Source organism: Kitasatospora sp. NPDC101155, assembly GCF_044768305.1.
In the GTDB taxonomy this organism is placed as follows: domain Bacteria; phylum Actinomycetota; class Actinomycetes; order Streptomycetales; family Streptomycetaceae; genus Kitasatospora.
The window spans coordinates 204,838-221,064 of sequence record NZ_JBIWPN010000002.1 but is presented as its reverse complement, the minus strand read 5'-3'; the positions used below and the strand labels follow the sequence as shown (position 1 = coordinate 221,064).

The 16,227-nt window shown below is 72.2% G+C and carries 18 protein-coding genes and 1 riboswitch; of the genes, 13 read left to right on the top strand and 5 right to left on the bottom strand.

The window, feature by feature from the left end:
* Positions 1–76: 76 nt before the first annotated feature.
* From ACIRYZ_RS03525 to ACIRYZ_RS03515, 3 genes are all read left to right on the top strand, one after another.
* Complete coding sequence (locus ACIRYZ_RS03525) at positions 77–406, top strand: DUF742 domain-containing protein (RefSeq protein WP_380609671.1); 330 nt, start codon at positions 77–79, stop codon at positions 404–406.
* A gap of 79 nt (positions 407–485) precedes the next feature.
* The gene (locus tag ACIRYZ_RS03520) at positions 486–1,034 is read left to right on the top strand and encodes a GTP-binding protein (protein WP_402939512.1); all 549 of its coding nucleotides are present in this window, start codon (positions 486–488) and stop codon (positions 1,032–1,034) included.
* Between the two features lie 926 nt (positions 1,035–1,960).
* Positions 1,961–2,662, top strand: coding sequence for a winged helix-turn-helix domain-containing protein (locus tag ACIRYZ_RS03515; RefSeq protein ID WP_402938949.1), 702 nt, complete (start codon positions 1,961–1,963; stop codon positions 2,660–2,662).
* Between the two features lie 118 nt (positions 2,663–2,780).
* Here the strand turns inward: ACIRYZ_RS03515 and ACIRYZ_RS03510 are convergent, their stop codons facing one another.
* Positions 2,781–3,773 (bottom strand): aldo/keto reductase, encoded by a 993-nt coding sequence (locus ACIRYZ_RS03510; protein WP_402938946.1) that lies wholly within the window; start codon positions 3,771–3,773, stop codon positions 2,781–2,783.
* A gap of 413 nt (positions 3,774–4,186) precedes the next feature.
* Between ACIRYZ_RS03510 and ACIRYZ_RS03505 the strand changes: the two genes are divergently transcribed.
* The 6 genes from ACIRYZ_RS03505 to ACIRYZ_RS03480 all read left to right on the top strand — a co-directional run bounded on the left by ACIRYZ_RS03505 (position 4,187) and on the right by ACIRYZ_RS03480 (position 7,942).
* A complete protein-coding gene (locus ACIRYZ_RS03505) occupies positions 4,187–4,753 on the top strand; it encodes a TetR/AcrR family transcriptional regulator (RefSeq protein WP_402938943.1) in 567 nt (188 codons plus the stop codon).
* Between the two features lie 86 nt (positions 4,754–4,839).
* On the top strand, positions 4,840–5,415 hold the full coding sequence (locus ACIRYZ_RS03500) for a DUF4865 family protein (protein WP_402938940.1): 576 nt from the start codon (positions 4,840–4,842) through the stop codon (positions 5,413–5,415).
* 17 nt (positions 5,416–5,432) lie between these two features.
* On the top strand, positions 5,433–5,996 hold the full coding sequence (locus ACIRYZ_RS03495; protein ID WP_402938937.1) for a carboxymuconolactone decarboxylase family protein: 564 nt from the start codon (positions 5,433–5,435) through the stop codon (positions 5,994–5,996).
* Positions 5,993–6,955 carry a phosphotriesterase gene (locus ACIRYZ_RS03490; RefSeq protein ID WP_402938934.1) on the top strand — a complete coding sequence of 321 codons (963 nt, stop codon included), beginning with the start codon at positions 5,993–5,995 and terminating at the stop codon, positions 6,953–6,955. Before ACIRYZ_RS03495 ends, ACIRYZ_RS03490 begins: the two co-directional genes overlap by 4 nt.
* A gap of 128 nt (positions 6,956–7,083) precedes the next feature.
* On the top strand, positions 7,084–7,752 hold the full coding sequence (locus ACIRYZ_RS03485; protein WP_402938932.1) for a Pr6Pr family membrane protein: 669 nt from the start codon (positions 7,084–7,086) through the stop codon (positions 7,750–7,752).
* Positions 7,753–7,795: 43 nt separating this feature from the next.
* Entirely contained in the window at positions 7,796–7,942 is a 147-nt protein-coding gene (locus tag ACIRYZ_RS03480) for a hypothetical protein (RefSeq protein ID WP_402938929.1), read from the top strand.
* Between the two features lie 117 nt (positions 7,943–8,059).
* Here ACIRYZ_RS03480 and ACIRYZ_RS03475 read toward each other — a convergent pair whose 3' ends face one another.
* Positions 8,060–8,827, bottom strand: coding sequence for an SDR family NAD(P)-dependent oxidoreductase (locus ACIRYZ_RS03475; RefSeq protein WP_402938926.1), 768 nt, complete (start codon positions 8,825–8,827; stop codon positions 8,060–8,062).
* A gap of 138 nt (positions 8,828–8,965) precedes the next feature.
* Here ACIRYZ_RS03475 and ACIRYZ_RS03470 point away from each other — a divergent pair, with 138 nt between their 5' ends.
* Together ACIRYZ_RS03470 and ACIRYZ_RS03465 are read left to right on the top strand one after the other, a co-directional pair.
* On the top strand, positions 8,966–9,592 hold the full coding sequence (locus ACIRYZ_RS03470) for a TetR family transcriptional regulator (RefSeq protein WP_402938923.1): 627 nt from the start codon (positions 8,966–8,968) through the stop codon (positions 9,590–9,592).
* A 306-nt stretch (positions 9,593–9,898) separates the two neighbouring features.
* On the top strand, positions 9,899–11,041 hold the full coding sequence (locus tag ACIRYZ_RS03465; RefSeq protein ID WP_402938920.1) for an alpha/beta hydrolase: 1,143 nt from the start codon (positions 9,899–9,901) through the stop codon (positions 11,039–11,041).
* Between the two features lie 82 nt (positions 11,042–11,123).
* Here the strand turns inward: ACIRYZ_RS03465 and ACIRYZ_RS03460 are convergent, their stop codons facing one another.
* The 3 genes from ACIRYZ_RS03460 to ACIRYZ_RS03450 all read right to left on the bottom strand — a co-directional run bounded on the left by ACIRYZ_RS03460 (position 11,124) and on the right by ACIRYZ_RS03450 (position 13,734).
* The gene (locus ACIRYZ_RS03460; RefSeq protein ID WP_387626166.1) at positions 11,124–11,453 is read right to left on the bottom strand and encodes a MoaF-related domain-containing protein; all 330 of its coding nucleotides are present in this window, start codon (positions 11,451–11,453) and stop codon (positions 11,124–11,126) included.
* Between the two features lie 502 nt (positions 11,454–11,955).
* Positions 11,956–12,119: riboswitch (cyclic di-AMP (ydaO/yuaA leader) on the top strand.
* Between the two features lie 98 nt (positions 12,120–12,217).
* Positions 12,218–12,685 (bottom strand): hypothetical protein, encoded by a 468-nt coding sequence (locus ACIRYZ_RS03455; RefSeq protein ID WP_402938916.1) that lies wholly within the window; start codon positions 12,683–12,685, stop codon positions 12,218–12,220.
* Between the two features lie 308 nt (positions 12,686–12,993).
* The gene (locus ACIRYZ_RS03450; RefSeq protein ID WP_402938913.1) at positions 12,994–13,734 is read right to left on the bottom strand and encodes an IclR family transcriptional regulator; all 741 of its coding nucleotides are present in this window, start codon (positions 13,732–13,734) and stop codon (positions 12,994–12,996) included.
* Between the two features lie 257 nt (positions 13,735–13,991).
* Here ACIRYZ_RS03450 and aceB point away from each other — a divergent pair, with 257 nt between their 5' ends.
* Positions 13,992–15,644 (top strand): malate synthase A, encoded by a 1,653-nt coding sequence (gene aceB, locus ACIRYZ_RS03445; RefSeq protein WP_402938911.1) that lies wholly within the window; start codon positions 13,992–13,994, stop codon positions 15,642–15,644.
* Between the two features lie 162 nt (positions 15,645–15,806).
* A complete protein-coding gene (locus ACIRYZ_RS03440; protein WP_402938908.1) occupies positions 15,807–16,208 on the top strand; it encodes a gamma-glutamylcyclotransferase in 402 nt (133 codons plus the stop codon).
* The last annotated feature ends 19 nt before the right edge of the window (positions 16,209–16,227 follow it).

Sequence of the window (16,227 nt, the reverse complement as noted above, 5' to 3'; positions counted from 1 at the left end):
CCTGTTCCGGCCGCGCACCCCGGCCGACGACCGCTGGTTCGACGACGAGGCCGGCCCCGTGGTGCGGCTCTACTCGATGACCCGGGGCCGCACCCGGCCGGTCGAGGAGGGTCTGTTCGACCTGATCTCGCTGATCACCGCCAAGGACCCCGGGCCGGACGCGGGGGCCGTGCCCGCGCACGTCCTCGACCCGGAGCACCAGACCCTGCTGGCCTGGTGCCGCCACGATCCGCTGTCCGTCGCGGAGCTCGGCTCCTACACCGACCTGCCGGTCAGCGTCGTGCGCGTCCTGCTCGGCGACCTCTACGACGCCGACCTGATCAGCGTCACCCGACCCGTTCCGCTCGCCGAGCTGCCGGACGAGCGCCTGCTGCGAGACGTGATCAATGGACTCCGTGCGCTCTGACCACACCCCTGCGGACCCGTCCTCGACGCCGCGCGGGAACGCCAACGACCCGCAGTGGCGCGGCGGTCCGGCCGTCGCGGTGAAGATCCTGGTCGCGGGCGGGTTCGGCGCGGGCAAGACCACCCTGGTCGGCGCGGTCAGCGAGATCCGGCCACTGCGCACCGAGGAGGAGCTCAGCGAGCTGGGCCGCCCGGTGGACGACACCTCGGGCGTCGAGCAGAAGAACACCACCACGGTGGCCATGGACTTCGGCCGGATCGACCTGCGGCCCGGCCTCGCGCTCTACCTGTTCGGCACCCCAGGGCAGGACCGGTTCTGGTTCGTCTGGGACGAGTTGGCGCGCGGCGCGCTCGGCGCCGTGGTGCTCGCCGACACCCGGCGGCTGGCCGACTGCTTCCCCTCGGTCGACTTCTTCGAGCAGCGCGGCATCCCGTTCGTCGTCGCGGTCAACTGCTTCGAGGGCACCGAACGCTTCACCCCCGACGAGGTCCGGGACGCCCTCGACCTCGACCCGGAGACCCCGGTGCTGCTGTGCGACGCGCGGCTGCGGGAGGACGGGAAGGAGCTGCTGGTCGCCCTGGTCGAGCATGCGGCCGCCCTCCGCCGCCGGGCTCCCTCGCGGGCCTGACAGCCCCGGCCCCACCGTCCGGGGCCTGACCGGCAGGGCTTGACCGTCCGCCAAACACTGCTGGTCAAGGCTCCATAGCCCACGCGCTGTCTCATCCGGTTGTCCACATTCCGGACGGTCGACGTACCGGAGGTTGCCTAGACCGGCTCGGGCGTGGAAGGCTCTGTGGACGAAGGCCGCCCCGGCCATGCCGTCGGGAAGGTCGGAAACGCCCCGTTCGCACGGGTGTTACCGACCGGCGACCAGGCCTTCGACGATCCGATGCGGCACCGTCGGCGCGCACCAGCATCGGTGCGTCGCCGGACAGAACGAAGGGGGAGGGCACCGGGGATGACTGTCGGTCAGCGACGAACCACCGCCGTGCCCGGACCCGTCATGCCGGTGCTCACCGTCCGCCGTTACATCGACCACGCGCTGATCTGCAGCGCCTGTTGTCGCTGACGGCCTCACCCCGCCCCGGTACGTCCCCCGGCAGCTCCGGCCCACCCGGCCGCCGCCCGACGCACCGCCGACCCCCGTCGACCAGGCCGTAGCGGACCGCCCCTCCGGCGTGCCCGCGTTCGACCAACCGGCCCCACCCCGCGGAGAAACCAGTGAACATCGTCTGCCCCAGCCCTGCCCCCGGCGTCGCCGGCCGTCCTCGTCCGACCGGGCCGGCTCCCGCGACGTGCGCGGGTCCGCAGACCGGACGGTGGAACGGGCGCGCGCGTCGCGCCGTGGACAGCCGACAGGGTCGCCTCGACCTTGAGCCGTTCTGGCCGTCCCGGCAGCCGCACCTGTTCGATCAGACGTGTCCGGGCTCGCCCAGCGCGTCCCGGCTCTCCGCCCGCTGAACCCAGTTCGGTCCGGTCCAGCAACGGCAGTACGCCCGGTCGACGCGCAGACGACTCCACCCCGTCCGTCACGCGCGAAATGAGCGGCACACCATGTCTTCTTCCTCCACGGCCACCCTGCCCCTGCACACCGCGACCCCGCATCTGCGCGCGGTCCGCTCCGTTCCCTCCCTCTCGCCCGTTCCCGCGGTTCCGCCTGTCGCGTCCGTTCCCTCGGTCGCCCCCGCCGCCGTACCGAAGCCCGGGGCGGTCGTCCCGCCGGTGCCCGCCTCGCTGCTGGCCGCGCTGCCGGAGGGGGCGACCGTCGTCGCCGCCCTGCCGCAGGGCGTGCTGCCGCAGGGGCTGCTCGCCCAGTACGGGCCGCCGGCCGGCGGTGCGGCGGGTCACCCGATGGTCGGGTACCTGGTTCTGGTGCCGACCGAGAGCCCGGTGGCTCCGCCCTCGGGGGCTTCCGGGCCCGCCGTCCCGGGCGGCGTCTCGAATGCCGGACGGCCGGTCCGTTCGGCCGGACGCGGGATCACCGTCGACACCGAGCGGCGCAACGCCTACGTCGACGGGCGGCCGCTCGACCTCACCTACCTGGAGTTCGAGCTGCTGGCCCACCTCACCGAGCACCCGCAGCGGGTGCACACCCGGGACCACCTGGTCTCGGCGGTTTGGGGCTACGGCCACGTCGGGGATGGACGCACGGTCGACGTGCATGTCGCCCGGCTGCGCCGAAAGCTCGGACCGGCCTACCGGGACACGATCGTGACGGTCCGTCGGGTCGGCTACAAGTACACCCCGGCCGGCTGATCCGGTCCGTGGGCGGCGTCGGGCAGTCGACGGATTGCAGATGACAGCTAACAGCTAACAGCTGACAGATTTCGAAACCTGTCAGCTGTTAGCTGTCGGCCACTCGCCGCCGTCCGCCTCAGCGGCTCAGCCGGTCGATCTCCGCCAGCTCCGCCTCCGTCAGCGGCCCGCCGGCCAGTGCGTCGAGGTTCTGGTCCAGCTGGGCCACGCTGCTCGCCCCGATGATCACCGAGACCACCCGCGGGTCCCGCAGTACCCAGCACAGCGCCAGCTGTGCCAGGGTCTGCCCACGCCCCTCGGCGACCTTGTTCAGGGCTCGCAGCTGCTCCAGCTTCGGCCCGGTCAGCACCTCCTCGGTCAGGAACTTCCCGACCGACATCCGGGACCCGGCCGGCACCTCGCCGGAGAGGTAGCGATCGGTCAACAGCCCCTGGGCGAGCGGCGAATAGGCGATCAGGCTGGTCTGGGTGTCGCCCACCGCGTCCAGGACGCCGGCCTCCTCCACGTACCGGTTGAGGATCGAGTACGCCGACTGGTTCATCAGCACCGGCGTCCCCAGCTCGCGCAGGATCGCCACCGCCTCCCGGTGCTGCTCCGCCGGGTAGTTGGAGATCGCCGCGTACAGCGCCTTGCCCGAGCGCACCGCGCTGTCCAGTGCCCCCATCGTCTCCTCGATCGGGGTGTCCGGGTCGTAGCGGTGCGAGTAGAAGACGTCGACGTAGTCCAGCCCCATCCGTCCCAGCGACTGGTCCAGGCTGGCCAGCAGGTACTTGCGGCTGCTGCCGTTGCCGTACGGGCCGGGCCACATGTCCCAGCCGGCCTTGGTCGCGATGAACATCTCGTCCCGGTACGGCCGGAAGTCCTGTGCGAACAGGTAGCCGAAGTTGCGCTCCGCGCTGCCGTACGGCGGGCCGTAGTTGTTCGCCAGGTCGAAGTGGGTGACGCCCCGGTCGAAGGCCCGGCGCAGCACCGCCCGCTGCACTTCCAGCGGCTGGGCGTCTCCGAAGTTGTGCCAGAGTCCGAGCGAGACGGCGGGCAACTGCACACCGCTGCGGCCGGCCTTCCGGTAGGTCATCGAGGCATAGCGGTCATCCGAGGCGAGGTAGCTCATGCCGGACATCTTGCCAGCCGTCAGCGGCCGATCAAGCCCTCGCCCCGAGGCCCGCCGCGAACTGCGCTTTGCCAGGCCGCCCTTGGTGTGACTGACGCCGGGTAATCCCGCCCCGGCCTGCCGCGAGCCGCCCCCGAGCCGCCCCCGAGCCGCCCCCGAGCCGCCTCCGAGCGCCCACCCGCCCGCGCACGCGCCGCGCACCCCTACCCGGGGTGGCGTCTGCCACCGTGCGTGACGTGACGCGCGCCACCGGCCGTGGCGGAATGCCCGTTGCCGGCACGGGGGATGACGAACGGTCGAGGGGCCGTGGCCGCCGGGGGGCGGCGCACGGCCCTCAATCATTTCCGGCATGCGGAGTCCCCGGGCGGGAAATCCCTGGCGCTCTGTACCTACTGGTATGTACAGTGATCCACATGAGCACTCAGGACCGCCTCATCGAGAGCACCCAGTCCCTCCTCTGGGAGCGCGGCTACGTCGGCACCAGCCCCAAGGCCATCCAGCAGCGTTCCGGGGTCGGCCAGGGCAGCATGTACCACCACTTCGCCGGCAAGCCCGACCTCGCCGCCGCCGCCCTGCGCCGCAGCGCCGAGCAGATGCGCGGCATTGCCGAGGCGGACCTCGCCGTCCCCGGCGGCGCCTACGACCGCATCGCCGCCTACCTGCACCGCGACCGCGAGGTGCTGCGCGGCTGCCGGATCGGCCGGATGGCGCAGGACCCGGACGTCATCGCCGACCCGCAGCTGCGCGCCCCGGTCGAGGAGACCTTCGACTGGCTTCGAGGCCGGATCGCCGACCTGGTCGCCGAGGGCCAGGCGAACGGCGAGTTCGCCCCCGGCCTCCACCCGGCGGACACCGCCGCCGCCGTGGTCGCCGTCGTCCAGGGCGGCTACGTACTGGCCCGCGCCTCGAACAGTGCCGAGCCCTTCGAGCAGGCCATCCGAGGCGCCCTCGGCCTGCTCGGTGCGTACCGCCGGGCCTGACACCGGAGAGCCACGACGAACCGGCCGCACAAGCCGGAGTCGTATCGCCCGAGGTCCGCCCGAAGACCACCCCGAGGAGCCCCGCCGTGCACGCCATGCAGTACGAGATCACCCTCCCCGCCGACTACGACATGGGCGTCATCCGCAAACGCGTCGCGGACAAGGGCCACCTGCTCGACGCCCACTCCGGCCTCGGCCTCAAGGCCTACCTGGTCCGCGAGCGCGGCCGGGACGGCTCGCCGGTCAACCAGTACGCGCCGTTCTACCTCTGGCACACCGCCGAGGGCATGAACAGCTTCCTCTGGGGCCCTGGCTTCCGCGGACTGAGTGCCGACTTCGGCCGCCCCGCCGTCCACCACTGGCTCGGCGCGGGACTCGCCGAGGGCTCCCGTACTGCCGCCCCGACCAGCGCCACCCGCGTGACCGTACGACTCCCGGAGACCGCCGACCCGGCCGCGGCCGTCGAGCGGGCCCTCGCCGAACTGCCCGCCCACCCCGCCCTGCACACCGCCGCCGTCGCCGTGGATCCGAGCCGCTGGGAGCTGCTCCGGTTCGCCCTCTGGCACGGCCCGGCCCCCGAGGACGAGCCCGGTACCCGCTACCAGGTGCTGCACCTGTCCCGCCCCGAACTCGACCGGCTGCCGACCGGCCGCCACTGGTGAAAGGACCCACCACCGCCATGCCCACTGCCATGCCCACCGCGATGCCCACTGCCATGCCCAGTGCCGTGCCCACTGCCCAGGCCACCGTTATGACCCCCACCGAGCTCGCACCCGCCGACCTCACGCCCGCCCCGCTCGACCGCGAAGCCGGCTACGCCCTGCTCGCCGAGCTCGCCGGCCCGGTCGCCGCGGCCACTCTCGGCGGTCTGGACGGTCTCGCCCCCGGCTTCCCCGACTGGATCGTCACCAGCCTCTTCGGCGGCACCTACCAGCGCCCCGGCCTCGCCCTGCGCGACCGCCAGATCGCCAACCTGGCCGCGCTCACCGCCCTCGGCGGCGTCGAGCCGCAGCTCGCCGACCACGTGCGCAACAGCCTGCGGATCGGGATGACGAGGGAGGAGATCACCGAGGTCCTGGTGCACCTGGCCCCCTACGTCGGCGTTCCCAAGACCCTGGCGGGCCTCCGGGTCGCCACCGCCACCTTCGCGGCGGTCGACAGCCCGGCGGACACCCCGGCCGACGCTCCCGCAGCGAACGCGGAGGGCACCGAGGGCACAGACGGTTCAGAGGGTCGGCGATGACCACCACAGCCGGCACCACCCGCACGGTCCGGACCGTCCTGGGCGACCTCGTCCCCGCCGAGCTGGGCGTCACCGACGCCCACGACCACCTGTTCATCCGCAGCCCCCGGTTCCCCGGCCAGGAGCTGGACGACCCGGCCGCCGCCGAGGACGTCCTGCGCGCCTACGCCGCCGCCGGCGGCCGCACCCTCGTCCAGTGGACCCCGTGGGGCATGGGCCGCGGCGCGGACGCCCTCGCCGGGCTGTCCCGCACGACCGGCGTCCACATCGTCGCCGCCACCGGCGCGCACCAGACGGCCCACTACCCCCCGGGCTGCTTCCCCGCCCCCGGCGACGACGCGGGCGACCGCACCGCCCCGTACGCCGACCTCGCCGAGCGCTTCGTCACCGAGCTCACCACCGGACTCCCCGGCGCGCCCGAGGGCGTCCGGCCCGGCCTGATCAAGATCGCCGACGATGCGGGCCCCCGGACCGGGCACACCCGGCGGACGATGGCCGCGGCCGCCGAGGCGCACCACGCCACCGGCGCCCCGATCGCCGTCCACCTCGAACCCGACGGCGACCCGCACGGTGTCCTGCGCCAGCTCCACGGACGGTACGGAGTCCGCCCCGACCGGATCATCCTCGGCCACCTCACCCGCTTCACCGACCGGACGCTGCACCGCAGCCTGGCCGCAGAGGGTGTCTTCCTCGCCCTGGACAGCCCCTCCCGGATCGGCCACCCCGCCGACCTCCAGGCCTTCGACGTGATCGCCGACCTGGTCGAGACGGGCCACGCCGACCAGCTGCTGCTCGGCGCCGACACCACCACCCGGACGGCCCGCGAGGCCGGCGGCCCCGCCCGGCTGCTCACCGACCTGGCCCCGCGGCTGGCCCGCGGTTTCGGGCCCGAGCTGCCCGAGCGATTGCTGGTCGCCAACCCGGCCGCGGCCCTGGCCGTCGACTGGCGCACTTCTTGAGACCGTCCGGGGCCCTCCGAGACCGTCCGAGGCCTGCGGGGCGCTCCCTCCTGTGGCCGAGTCCGCTCGGTGGGGTTTGAATCCGAGTAAGCCCTGCCGGACCACGCCCCAGAGAGGCGGTCCCGACGATGCACCCGTGGCTCGCTCCCGCCCGGCTCGCTGTCGCGGCCTTCCTCGCCGTCGCGCTCTGCTTCTTCGGCTACCACGCGGCGACCGCCGTCACCGGGGTGGTGAACTTCTTCAGCTACTTCACCAACCTCAGCAACCTCTCCGGGATGGCAGTCCTGGGCTACGGCGGCTGGGCCGGACTGACCGGCCGTCGGCCCGTGCCGGACGCGGTGCGCGGGGCGGTGGTGCTCTACCTGGCGATCACCGGCCTGGCCTACGGCACGCTGCTGGCGAAGTACCCCGCGGTGCTGGTGATCCCGTGGGTGGACGACGTGGTCCACCGCGCGATACCGCTCGTGGTGCTCGCCGACTGGCTGATCGACCCGCCCGTCCAGCGCATCCGCCCGACGGTGGTGCTCAGCTGGCTGGCGTTCCCGCTGGTCTACCTGGTGTACGTGCTGATCCGCGGCCACGCCGTCGACTGGTACCCGTACTCCTTCCTCGACCCCGCCCGGCACGGCGGCTACCGCCGGGTCGCGGGGGCGTGCTTCCTGATGACGGTGGCCTTCCTGCTGGTCGGGTCCGCCGTCGCCGCGGTGGGCAACGCCCTCGCCGCCCACCGCGACGCCCGGCAGGGCGCGCTGCCGCCCGGCGGTCAGGCCCGGCCCGCACCGGCTGACGGAGGTTGACGGAGACTGACGGAGACTGACGGCGGCGCCGCGCGTCCCTGCGGTGGCCGCCGTACGCCCTGGCCGGGTGCTGCGCCTCGCCGTGCTCCGAAGCGACGAACCCGCCCTCGCGCTCCACCGCCGCCACGACTTCGCCGCGCTCGCGGAGCCCGGCGAACCGCCGGCCGACGGGGCGGCCGCGAACTGCTGACGGTGAAGCCGCCTGACGGCGAAGCCGCCGGCCTGACTGGCCGGCGTACGCGCGACGGGGCCTGTGCCGTACGGGGGAAGGCACAGGCCCCGTCGTGTCGTCCGCCGGACCGGCGGGTCACATGTGGGTGCCGCCGTCGATCCGCAGCTCGGTGCCGGTGACGAAGGCGCCGTCGTCGGAGGCCAGCATGGCGATCACGCCGGCCACCGTCTCCGGACCCGCGAAGCCCTGGCCGATGGCGGGGGAGAGCTTGGCGAGCAGGCTGAAGTCGGCGTCGCCGGGCAGACCGGGGTTGTTGGTCATGCCGCTGTCGATGCTGCCCGGCGCGACGCAGACCGCGCGCAGGCCCTGCTTCGAGTACTCCGAGGCGATCGCATGGGTGAAGGACTGGATGCCGCCCTTCGTCGCGGCGTACGCGGCCATGTAGGGGTGGGCGAAGCTCGCGGAGGTGGAGCTGAAGTTGACCACCACGCCCTTGCCGGTCGTGAGCAACGCGGGGAGCGCCTCGCGGGTCATCAGGAAGGTGCCGGTCAGATTCACCGCGAGGAGCTTGTTCCAGAACTCCAGGGTGGTCTCGTGGGTGTGCGAGGAGCGGAGGATGCCGGCCGCGTTGACCAGCACGTCCAGGCCGCCGCCGAGCGCCGCGATCGCCTCGGCCACGCCGGATACGACCGCGGCCTCGTCCGAGATGTCCAGGACCTGGATGGTCAGACGGTCCGCGGTGCCGTCGGCGGTCGCGCGGTCCAGGGTCTTCTTCAGGCCGTCCTCGTTGACGTCGACGGCGACGACCCTCCCGCCCTCGGCGAGGATCCGGTGCACGGTCGCCTGGCCGATGCCAGAGCCGCCGCCGGTGATCAGGACGTTCCGTCCGCTGAAGCGCTCCAAGGTGGTACTCCGTTCGTTCGTGGTCTCTCGACCTCAAGCGACACGGTACGCCCATGTGGCACGACATGCCAACAAGTCTCGATGCGACTTTCCGTCGCGATGTGTCATCAACTGGGGCGACTGCGTACGCTGGCCCTTGTGACCGGACGCCCCTCCCTGACCCAGCGCCGCCGTGAAGCCACCCGGCTGGAGATCGCCCGCACCGCCGCCGCGCTCTTCGCCGAGCAGGGTGCCGAGGCGACCACCGCGGAGGAGATCGCCCTCGCCGCGGGCATCTCGCTGCGCACCTTCTACCGCTACTTCTCGGTCAAGGAGGACGCCGTCGCGCCGCTGCTGGCGGCCGGCGGGCAGCGCTGGGTGGACCTGCTGGCGGAGAGCGCGGCGGACCTGTCGCTGCACGAGGCGCTGGAGCGCTCGGCGGTCGCGTCGCTGACCCCGGCCGACGACGCGGCGGTCGAGGCAATGCACTGGACCCGCAGTCTGCTGCGCGACCCGAGGCTGGACGGCACCTGGCAGCGGGTCCATGCGGGCTCGGAGGAGCGGCTGCGGACGGTCCTGGCCGACCGCTGCCCGGCCGACACCGACCCGCTGGAGCTCCGACTGGCCGCCGCTGCGGCGACGGCGGCGATCCGGGTGGCCCTGGAGCAGTGGGCCTCCTCGGACGCCCCTGTGGCCGGCCCGGGCTCCCCGCAGGAGCTCGGCGCCCGCTGCATGCGCGAGCTCACGGCGGGGCTGGGGCTCTGGGTGCGGATGGGTGGGGAGTAGCGGGGGCTCGGCTGGCGGCCGACGGGGTTCAGCGTTCAGCGTTCGGCGTTCAGATGACAGATTTCGAAATCTGTCATCTGTCATCTGTCATCTGTTGTTTGAAATCTGAACGCTGTCATCTGTTCCCCGCCGGTGTTCCCAGCCGACTCCCCGCCCGCTCCCCGCTGACTGTCGGGCAGCGGTCAGCTTTCTCCCAGCTCCCGCTAGGGTTGGTGATCGCGCACCCCGGCGGGGGAACCGGGGTGACCTCCTCGGATGTCCTGGACGGAGGGGGCGGGGAGTTCGAGGCGTGGGAGCAAGTAGGACATGGGTCTGACGAGCCACAAGGTGCTGGCGCTGGCCATATTGATCGCCGTCGTGATGATGGCCGGCACGGTCTGGCTGTGGCCCAGACTCGCCAAGAAGTCCTGGCAGGCGGTTTTCGGCCGGATCGGAGCGCTGCTCGCCACCCAGTTCACCGTGCTCGCCGCGCTCGGTCTGGTGGCGAACAACTACTTCGCCTTCTACAGCAGCTGGGACGACCTGCTGGGCACCGGCAGCACCGGCCCGGTGGTGATCCACAACAAGGCGGACGCCGCCGGCCGCCTCATGGTCGAGACCATCGGCCACGCCTCGGTGCAGGGCGGGGGAGCGCTGGGCCGCGAGCCCAGCCAGTCCGGTGAGATCCGCAAGGTCCGGATCGACGGCAAGGCCAGCAAGCTGTCCACCGAGGGCTACGTCTACCTGCCGCCCCAGTACTTCCAGCCCGAGTACGCGCAGAAGCAGTTCCCTGCCGTGATCGTCAGCACCGGTTTCCCCGGGATCGCCGAGAACCTGATCACCCGGTTCAACTACCCTGGTGCCGCGCTCAAGCTGCTGCAGGAGGGCCGGATGCAGCCGACGGTCATGGTCCTGATGCGCCCCTCACCCGCCCTGCCGCAGGACACCGAGTGCGAGGACATCCCGAACGGTGCCCAGTCCGACACCTACTTCAGCAAGGACGTCCCCTCGGCGATCCAGGCGAGCTTCCGGGTCTCGGTCGACCCACAGGCCTGGGCCTTCATGGGCAACTCGACCGGTGGCTACTGCGCGCTCAAGCTGGCCATGCGCCACCCGGACATCTTCCCGACCGCCGTCGCTCTGTCCGCCTACTACGACGCCGCCGACGACCCGACCACCGGCGACCTCTTCGGCGGCAGCAAGCAGCGCCGCGACGAGGCCAACCTGATGTGGCGGCTGAAGAACATGCCCCAGCCGAAGGTCTCCGTGCTGCTGGCCGGTACCAAGAAGGGCGACGGGAACTACCGGCAGGACACCGAGGCCTTCATCGACGCGGCGCACAGCCCGATGAAGGTCTCCTACAGCATGCTGGAGAACGGCGGTCACAACTTCGAGACCTGGAGCGCGTTGCTGCCGTCCTCGCTGGAGTGGCTGTCCGACCACCTCAAGGTGCCGAACCAGGCCGTCTGACGCCGGACGGAGAGAACCTGAGCCTGAAATTGAACCCCCGGAGCCGCCGGCTCCGGGGGTTCAATTTCAGGCTCGGCCGGGCTCAGGCCACCCGCTCCAGCGTCCCGGCGTGCAGCTGCCCGACCCGGCCGCCCTCACCCTCGAAGGTCCAGAAGGCCCGCACGGTCAGCTTGTTGAGGTCCATGACGTGGCTGACGGTGATCCCGCTCTGCTCCGTCCAGCTGACGAAGTAGATCTCCGGTGCGACCTCGGCGACGTGCAGCAGCACGTCCTCCCACTGGCCCGCCGACTCGCCGAGGCCCTCCCAGCGCAGCCGCTTACCGTCGGCCGAGTAGGTGTTGCGGAAGGCCGCGCCGTTGTCGGCCCGGAAGACGTAGGTACGGCCGGCGAAGGCGGGCAGGGACGCGGTCATGGTGGGGCGGGACCTCTTTTCGAGAGCGTGGGGCGGACCGTGCGGGGCGTGCAGGTCGTACAGGCGGTGCAGGTCGTACGGGTCGTGTGGATCGGGCTCGGGTACTTGTGCACGGCGGAAAACGTCAGGGTTCCAATTTATCCGACCCGGCCGACTTGGGCGGCCCCGCGCCACAGCACTGTCCGCCACCGCGCCACCCGTCGCGGTGTGTGACCGGCACATGGGCGTCGCCCGCGCACCCGCTTCGGCAGCGGCGAGCTCTACTCCGGCTGATCGCCGCGCTTGTTCGGCGCGCTCGATCGCCGTGCTTGATCGCCGTGTCTGACCGGCACTTTTGATCAACTTGGCCACCACACACCGTCGTTGATCGACACCACTGTGAGCTGTGCGACAACCGGCCCGACGGAGTTGGCCGTTCAGGGACGGCCTGCCTAGCCTGCAACGGTCGTCCGCCCTTGCGGACCCCGCCGCCGGGACGCCGAGTCCTGTCCACCCGCCGGCGGGTAACCGAGCACCACAGCGGACGGGAGCGGGGGAACCAAGGTCAGCGCCCGGCCCGTGCGTTCTCGCGCGCGGGCCGCGGCTAGGGGTGAAGCCGCTCCACAGGCGGCCGGGCAACTGCAGCCCGAATCCGACAGCTCACCTCGCAGGCGTCGCAGAGGACTCCCATGCACCAGCCTGCCCGCCGCCGCCGCCGCGCGCCGCGCCACGCCCGTCCCACCGCGGCCGCAACGCGGCCCTCGCCGCCACCGGGGCGCTCGCCATCAGCGGTGCCATGGTGGCGGGGGCGAGCCCGTCGGCAGGCCGGGGGAGAGCCGCACCGGGACGAGCGCGGTCGCGCTGCGCCGCTCCTTCAGTCCGGGCTCGAAGACGCATTGCACCCGCTGGCCGCCCCCCAGCTCCTCGCAGTTCGCGGGGAAGTACGGGCCTTCCGGTGTCACGCCGTCCGGCAGGGTGACGATCACGGTGAACGGCGAGGCCGTGGGGTCCGGGCCGCGGTTCGCGACGAAGGCGTGGATCGTGGTGGTGCCGCCGGGCCGGGCGGCCTCCGGGTCGAGCCGGACCACCTCCAGGTCGGAGTCGGACGGCACGGCGGCCGGGCTCAGCGGCGCGACCCGTAGGTCCGGCCGGGGCGCGGACCGGGGATCGGGCCGGGGATCGGGCCGGGGATCGGGCCACAGGGCCCAGGACGGTCCGGCGGTCAGCACCGCGAGCGCGCAACCCGCCGCCATGACCGCCGTGAACCCAGCGGCCCGGTCGGACCTGCGGGCCGCACCGCCGGATCCGCCCCGAAGCCCCGTACGCCTGCCCTGCCTGCGCTCCATCGCCGCTCACCGTTTCCTCGCGCTGCGGCCGCCCGCGCCGTCGCGGGCCACATCCGCACCAGGGTGGCGCAGCGGCGGCCGCCGACACGGTGCAACCCGCCCGCCCGTCCGTCGAACGAGGGACGTCGAACGGGGCCCGCAGGACGCGGGCAGGTCGAGAGCGGGGCGGAAGGTTGGATCCATCTCCCACGCTCAGTACGCTTATTGAGGAGATGTCAGGGAGCGAGGACCTGCCCCAGTCGGGTCGCGATCTGGCGCATCACCGGCACCAGCGAGGAGGCGCCGGCCTGCTCCTCCAGCGCCCGGATCCGGGCCTCCGGGCCGGACACCGAGAGCGCGGTGGGCGTCGGCGCGCCGGGGACCGCGAGCGCGATGCAGCGGACGCCGATCTCCTGCTCCTGGTCGTCGACCACGTAGCCGCGCTCGCGCGCCTCGGCGAGCTGGTCCATCAGCTCCTGCGGGTCGGTGACGGTGTACTCGGTGTGTGCCGGCAGCGGGTTGGGGCCCAGGATCGCGCGCGCCTCCTCCTCGGGGAGCTGGGCGAGCAGTGCCTTGCCGACGCCGGTGCAGTGCGGCTGCACCCGCCGTCCGACCTCGGTGAACATCCGCATCGAGCGCCGCGACTGCACCTGCCCGACGTAGACCACCTCGCCGCCCTCCAGCACCGCCAGGTTGGCGGTCTCGCCGGTGGCCTCCATGAGCTCGGCCAGGTAGGGGCGGGCCCAGCTGCCGAGCAGGCGGCCGGCCGTCTCGCCGAGGCGGATCAGCCGGGGGCCGAGGGTGTAGCGGCGCGCGGTGTCCTGGCGGACATAGCCCTGCTGGACGAGGGTACGAACCAGTCGGTGGATGGTCGGCATCGGGAGGCCGGAGCTGGTGGAGAGCTCGCTGAGGGTGGCCACGCCGCCGGAGTCGGCCAGCGCCTCCAGGAGTTGGAAGGCGCGTTCGACGGACTGCACGCCGCCGCTCGCGCGGTCGGCGCCTGTCGTCGATGCTGTGTCGGGGGTCGCAACCACCGGCGTTCCCTTCGCTGTCGGGGGGAGTAGAGTCCCGGCGACCTCTTCAACAAACCGTTGAAATTCTGTATCGCGGAAACTAGTCTCCACCTTACAGAATCGAACTCGCCGACAGGCGGGTAACGATCGAGGAAGTTCCCGAGGGGGCTCCCATCGGAGCTCCCTTCGCCAGGCTCAACCGTCTTAGGAGTGTCCTGCTCATGGCTGCAGATCAGGGGCCCGTCGGCGCCTCCCCCGCCGCTCCGGTCGTCACTGTCGCCGGTCCGCGCGTCCACCGGGCGGAGGAGGTGCTCACTCCGGAGGCGGTCGCCTTCGTCGTCGGCCTCCATCGCGCCTTCGAGGGACGCCGGCAGGAGCTCCTGGCCAGGCGGAAGACCCGCCGCGCCGAGATCGCCCGTACCGGCACGCTGGACTTCCTCCCGGAGGCCGCCGACGTCCGGGCCGGTGACTGGAAGGTCGCCGAGGCGCCGCGCGCCCTCCAGGACCGCAGGGTCGAGATCACCGGCCCCACCGACCGCAAGATGGTCATCAACGCGCTCAACTCCGGGGCGAAGATCTGGCTCGCCGACTTCGAGGACGCCACCTCCCCGACCTGGGAGAACGTGGTCAGCGGCCAGGTCAACCTGATCGACGCCTTCGAGGGCCGGATCGACTTCACCAGCGCCGCCGGCAAGGCCTACACCCTCAAGCCCGCCGCCGAACTCGCCACGGTCGTGGTCCGCCCGCGCGGCTGGCACCTGGACGAGAACCACCTGCTGGTCGACGGCGTCCCGGTGGCCGGCGCGTTCGTCGACTTCGGCCTGTACTTCTTCCACAACGCCGCCAGGCTGCTCGCCAAGGGCGCCGAGGACCCCAACTCCGGTCCGTACTTCTACCTGCCGAAGACCGAGAGCCACCTCGAAGCCCGGCTGTGGAACGACGTGTTCACCCACGCCCAGGCCGAACTCGGCATTCCGCACGGCACCGTCCGCGCCACCGTGCTGATCGAGACCATCACCGCCGCCTTCGAGATGGACGAGATCCTCTACGAGCTGCGCGACCACGCGGCCGGCCTCAACGCCGGGCGCTGGGACTACCTGTTCTCGATCGTCAAGAACTTCCGGGACGCCGGCGAGCAGTACATCCTGCCGGACCGCAACAGCGTCACCATGGCCTCGCCGTTCATGGCCGCGTACACCCGGCTGCTGGTGCAGACCTGCCACAAGCGCGGGGCCCATGCGATCGGCGGCATGGCCGCGTTCATCCCCAGCCGCAAGGACCCGGAGGTCAACGCCGCCGCGCTGGAGAAGGTCAAGGCGGACAAGGACCGCGAGGCCGGCAACGGCTTCGACGGCTCCTGGGTCGCCCACCCGGACCTGGTGCCGGTCGCCCGCGCCTGCTTCGACGCGGTGCTCGGCGAGCGCCCCAACCAGAAGGACAACCCGGGGCCGTCCGAGCCGGTCACCGCGGCCGAACTGCTCGACATCGCCTGCGCCGGCGGCACCTGCACCCACGCCGGGCTGCACAACGCCGTCCAGGTCGGCATCCGCTACATCGAGGCGTGGCTGCGCGGGCTCGGCGCGGTCGGCATCTTCAACATGATGGAGGACGCCGCCACCGCCGAGATCTCCCGCTCGCAGATCTGGCAGTGGATCCACAACGGGGTCGTGCTGTCCGACACCGGCGAGAAGGCCACCGCCGAGCTGGTCCGCACCCTGGTCGCCGCGGAGTTGGCCGAACTCCGCGCCGAGCTGGGGGCCGAGGCCTACGCCGCCGGCCGCTGGCGCGAGGCTGCCCAGCTCTTCGAACAGGTCTCCCTGGCCGAGGACTTCGCGGACTTCCTGACCCTTCCCGCGCTTCCCCTGCTGGGCTGAGCACCAATCTATCCGCCGGCGCCGCCGCTGCCGCCTGCCGGGCTGTAGCAGTTCCGCCGCTCCTTTGCTCCGTTCCGTACGGCGACGAAATCCACCTGTCCTCTCGTCGCCGTGCGGAACGGTCTTTTTGTCACGGTCTTTGAATCTGTGAGGAGTCCATCCATGGCGCGCATCTTCTTCAACGGTCAGGCGATGGTCGGCGGACCGTTCCACGCCAAGGTCGCCGACGCCCTGATCGGCCCGGCCCGCACCGCCCCCGGCTACCGCTTCTTCTCCATCGACCACAGCGGCGGGACGGACGTCTGCCCGGGGCTGCTGGCCGACCCGGCGGTGGACACCGCGATCGAGGGCGAGCTGTACGACATCAGCCTGGAGCGCCTGCGGGACGTCGTCCTGCCCGGCGAGCCGCGCGAGCTGGAGCTGGGCGTGATCAAGCTGGAGGACGGCTCGGCGTGCCTGTCCATGCTGCTCGCCCGGGGCGAGCTGGAGCGCGGTGTGCACCGCGAGATCACCCACCACGGCGGCTGGCGCGCCTACCTGGCGACGCTCGGGCGCACGGCCTGACGGTCGAGGGCCTGACTGG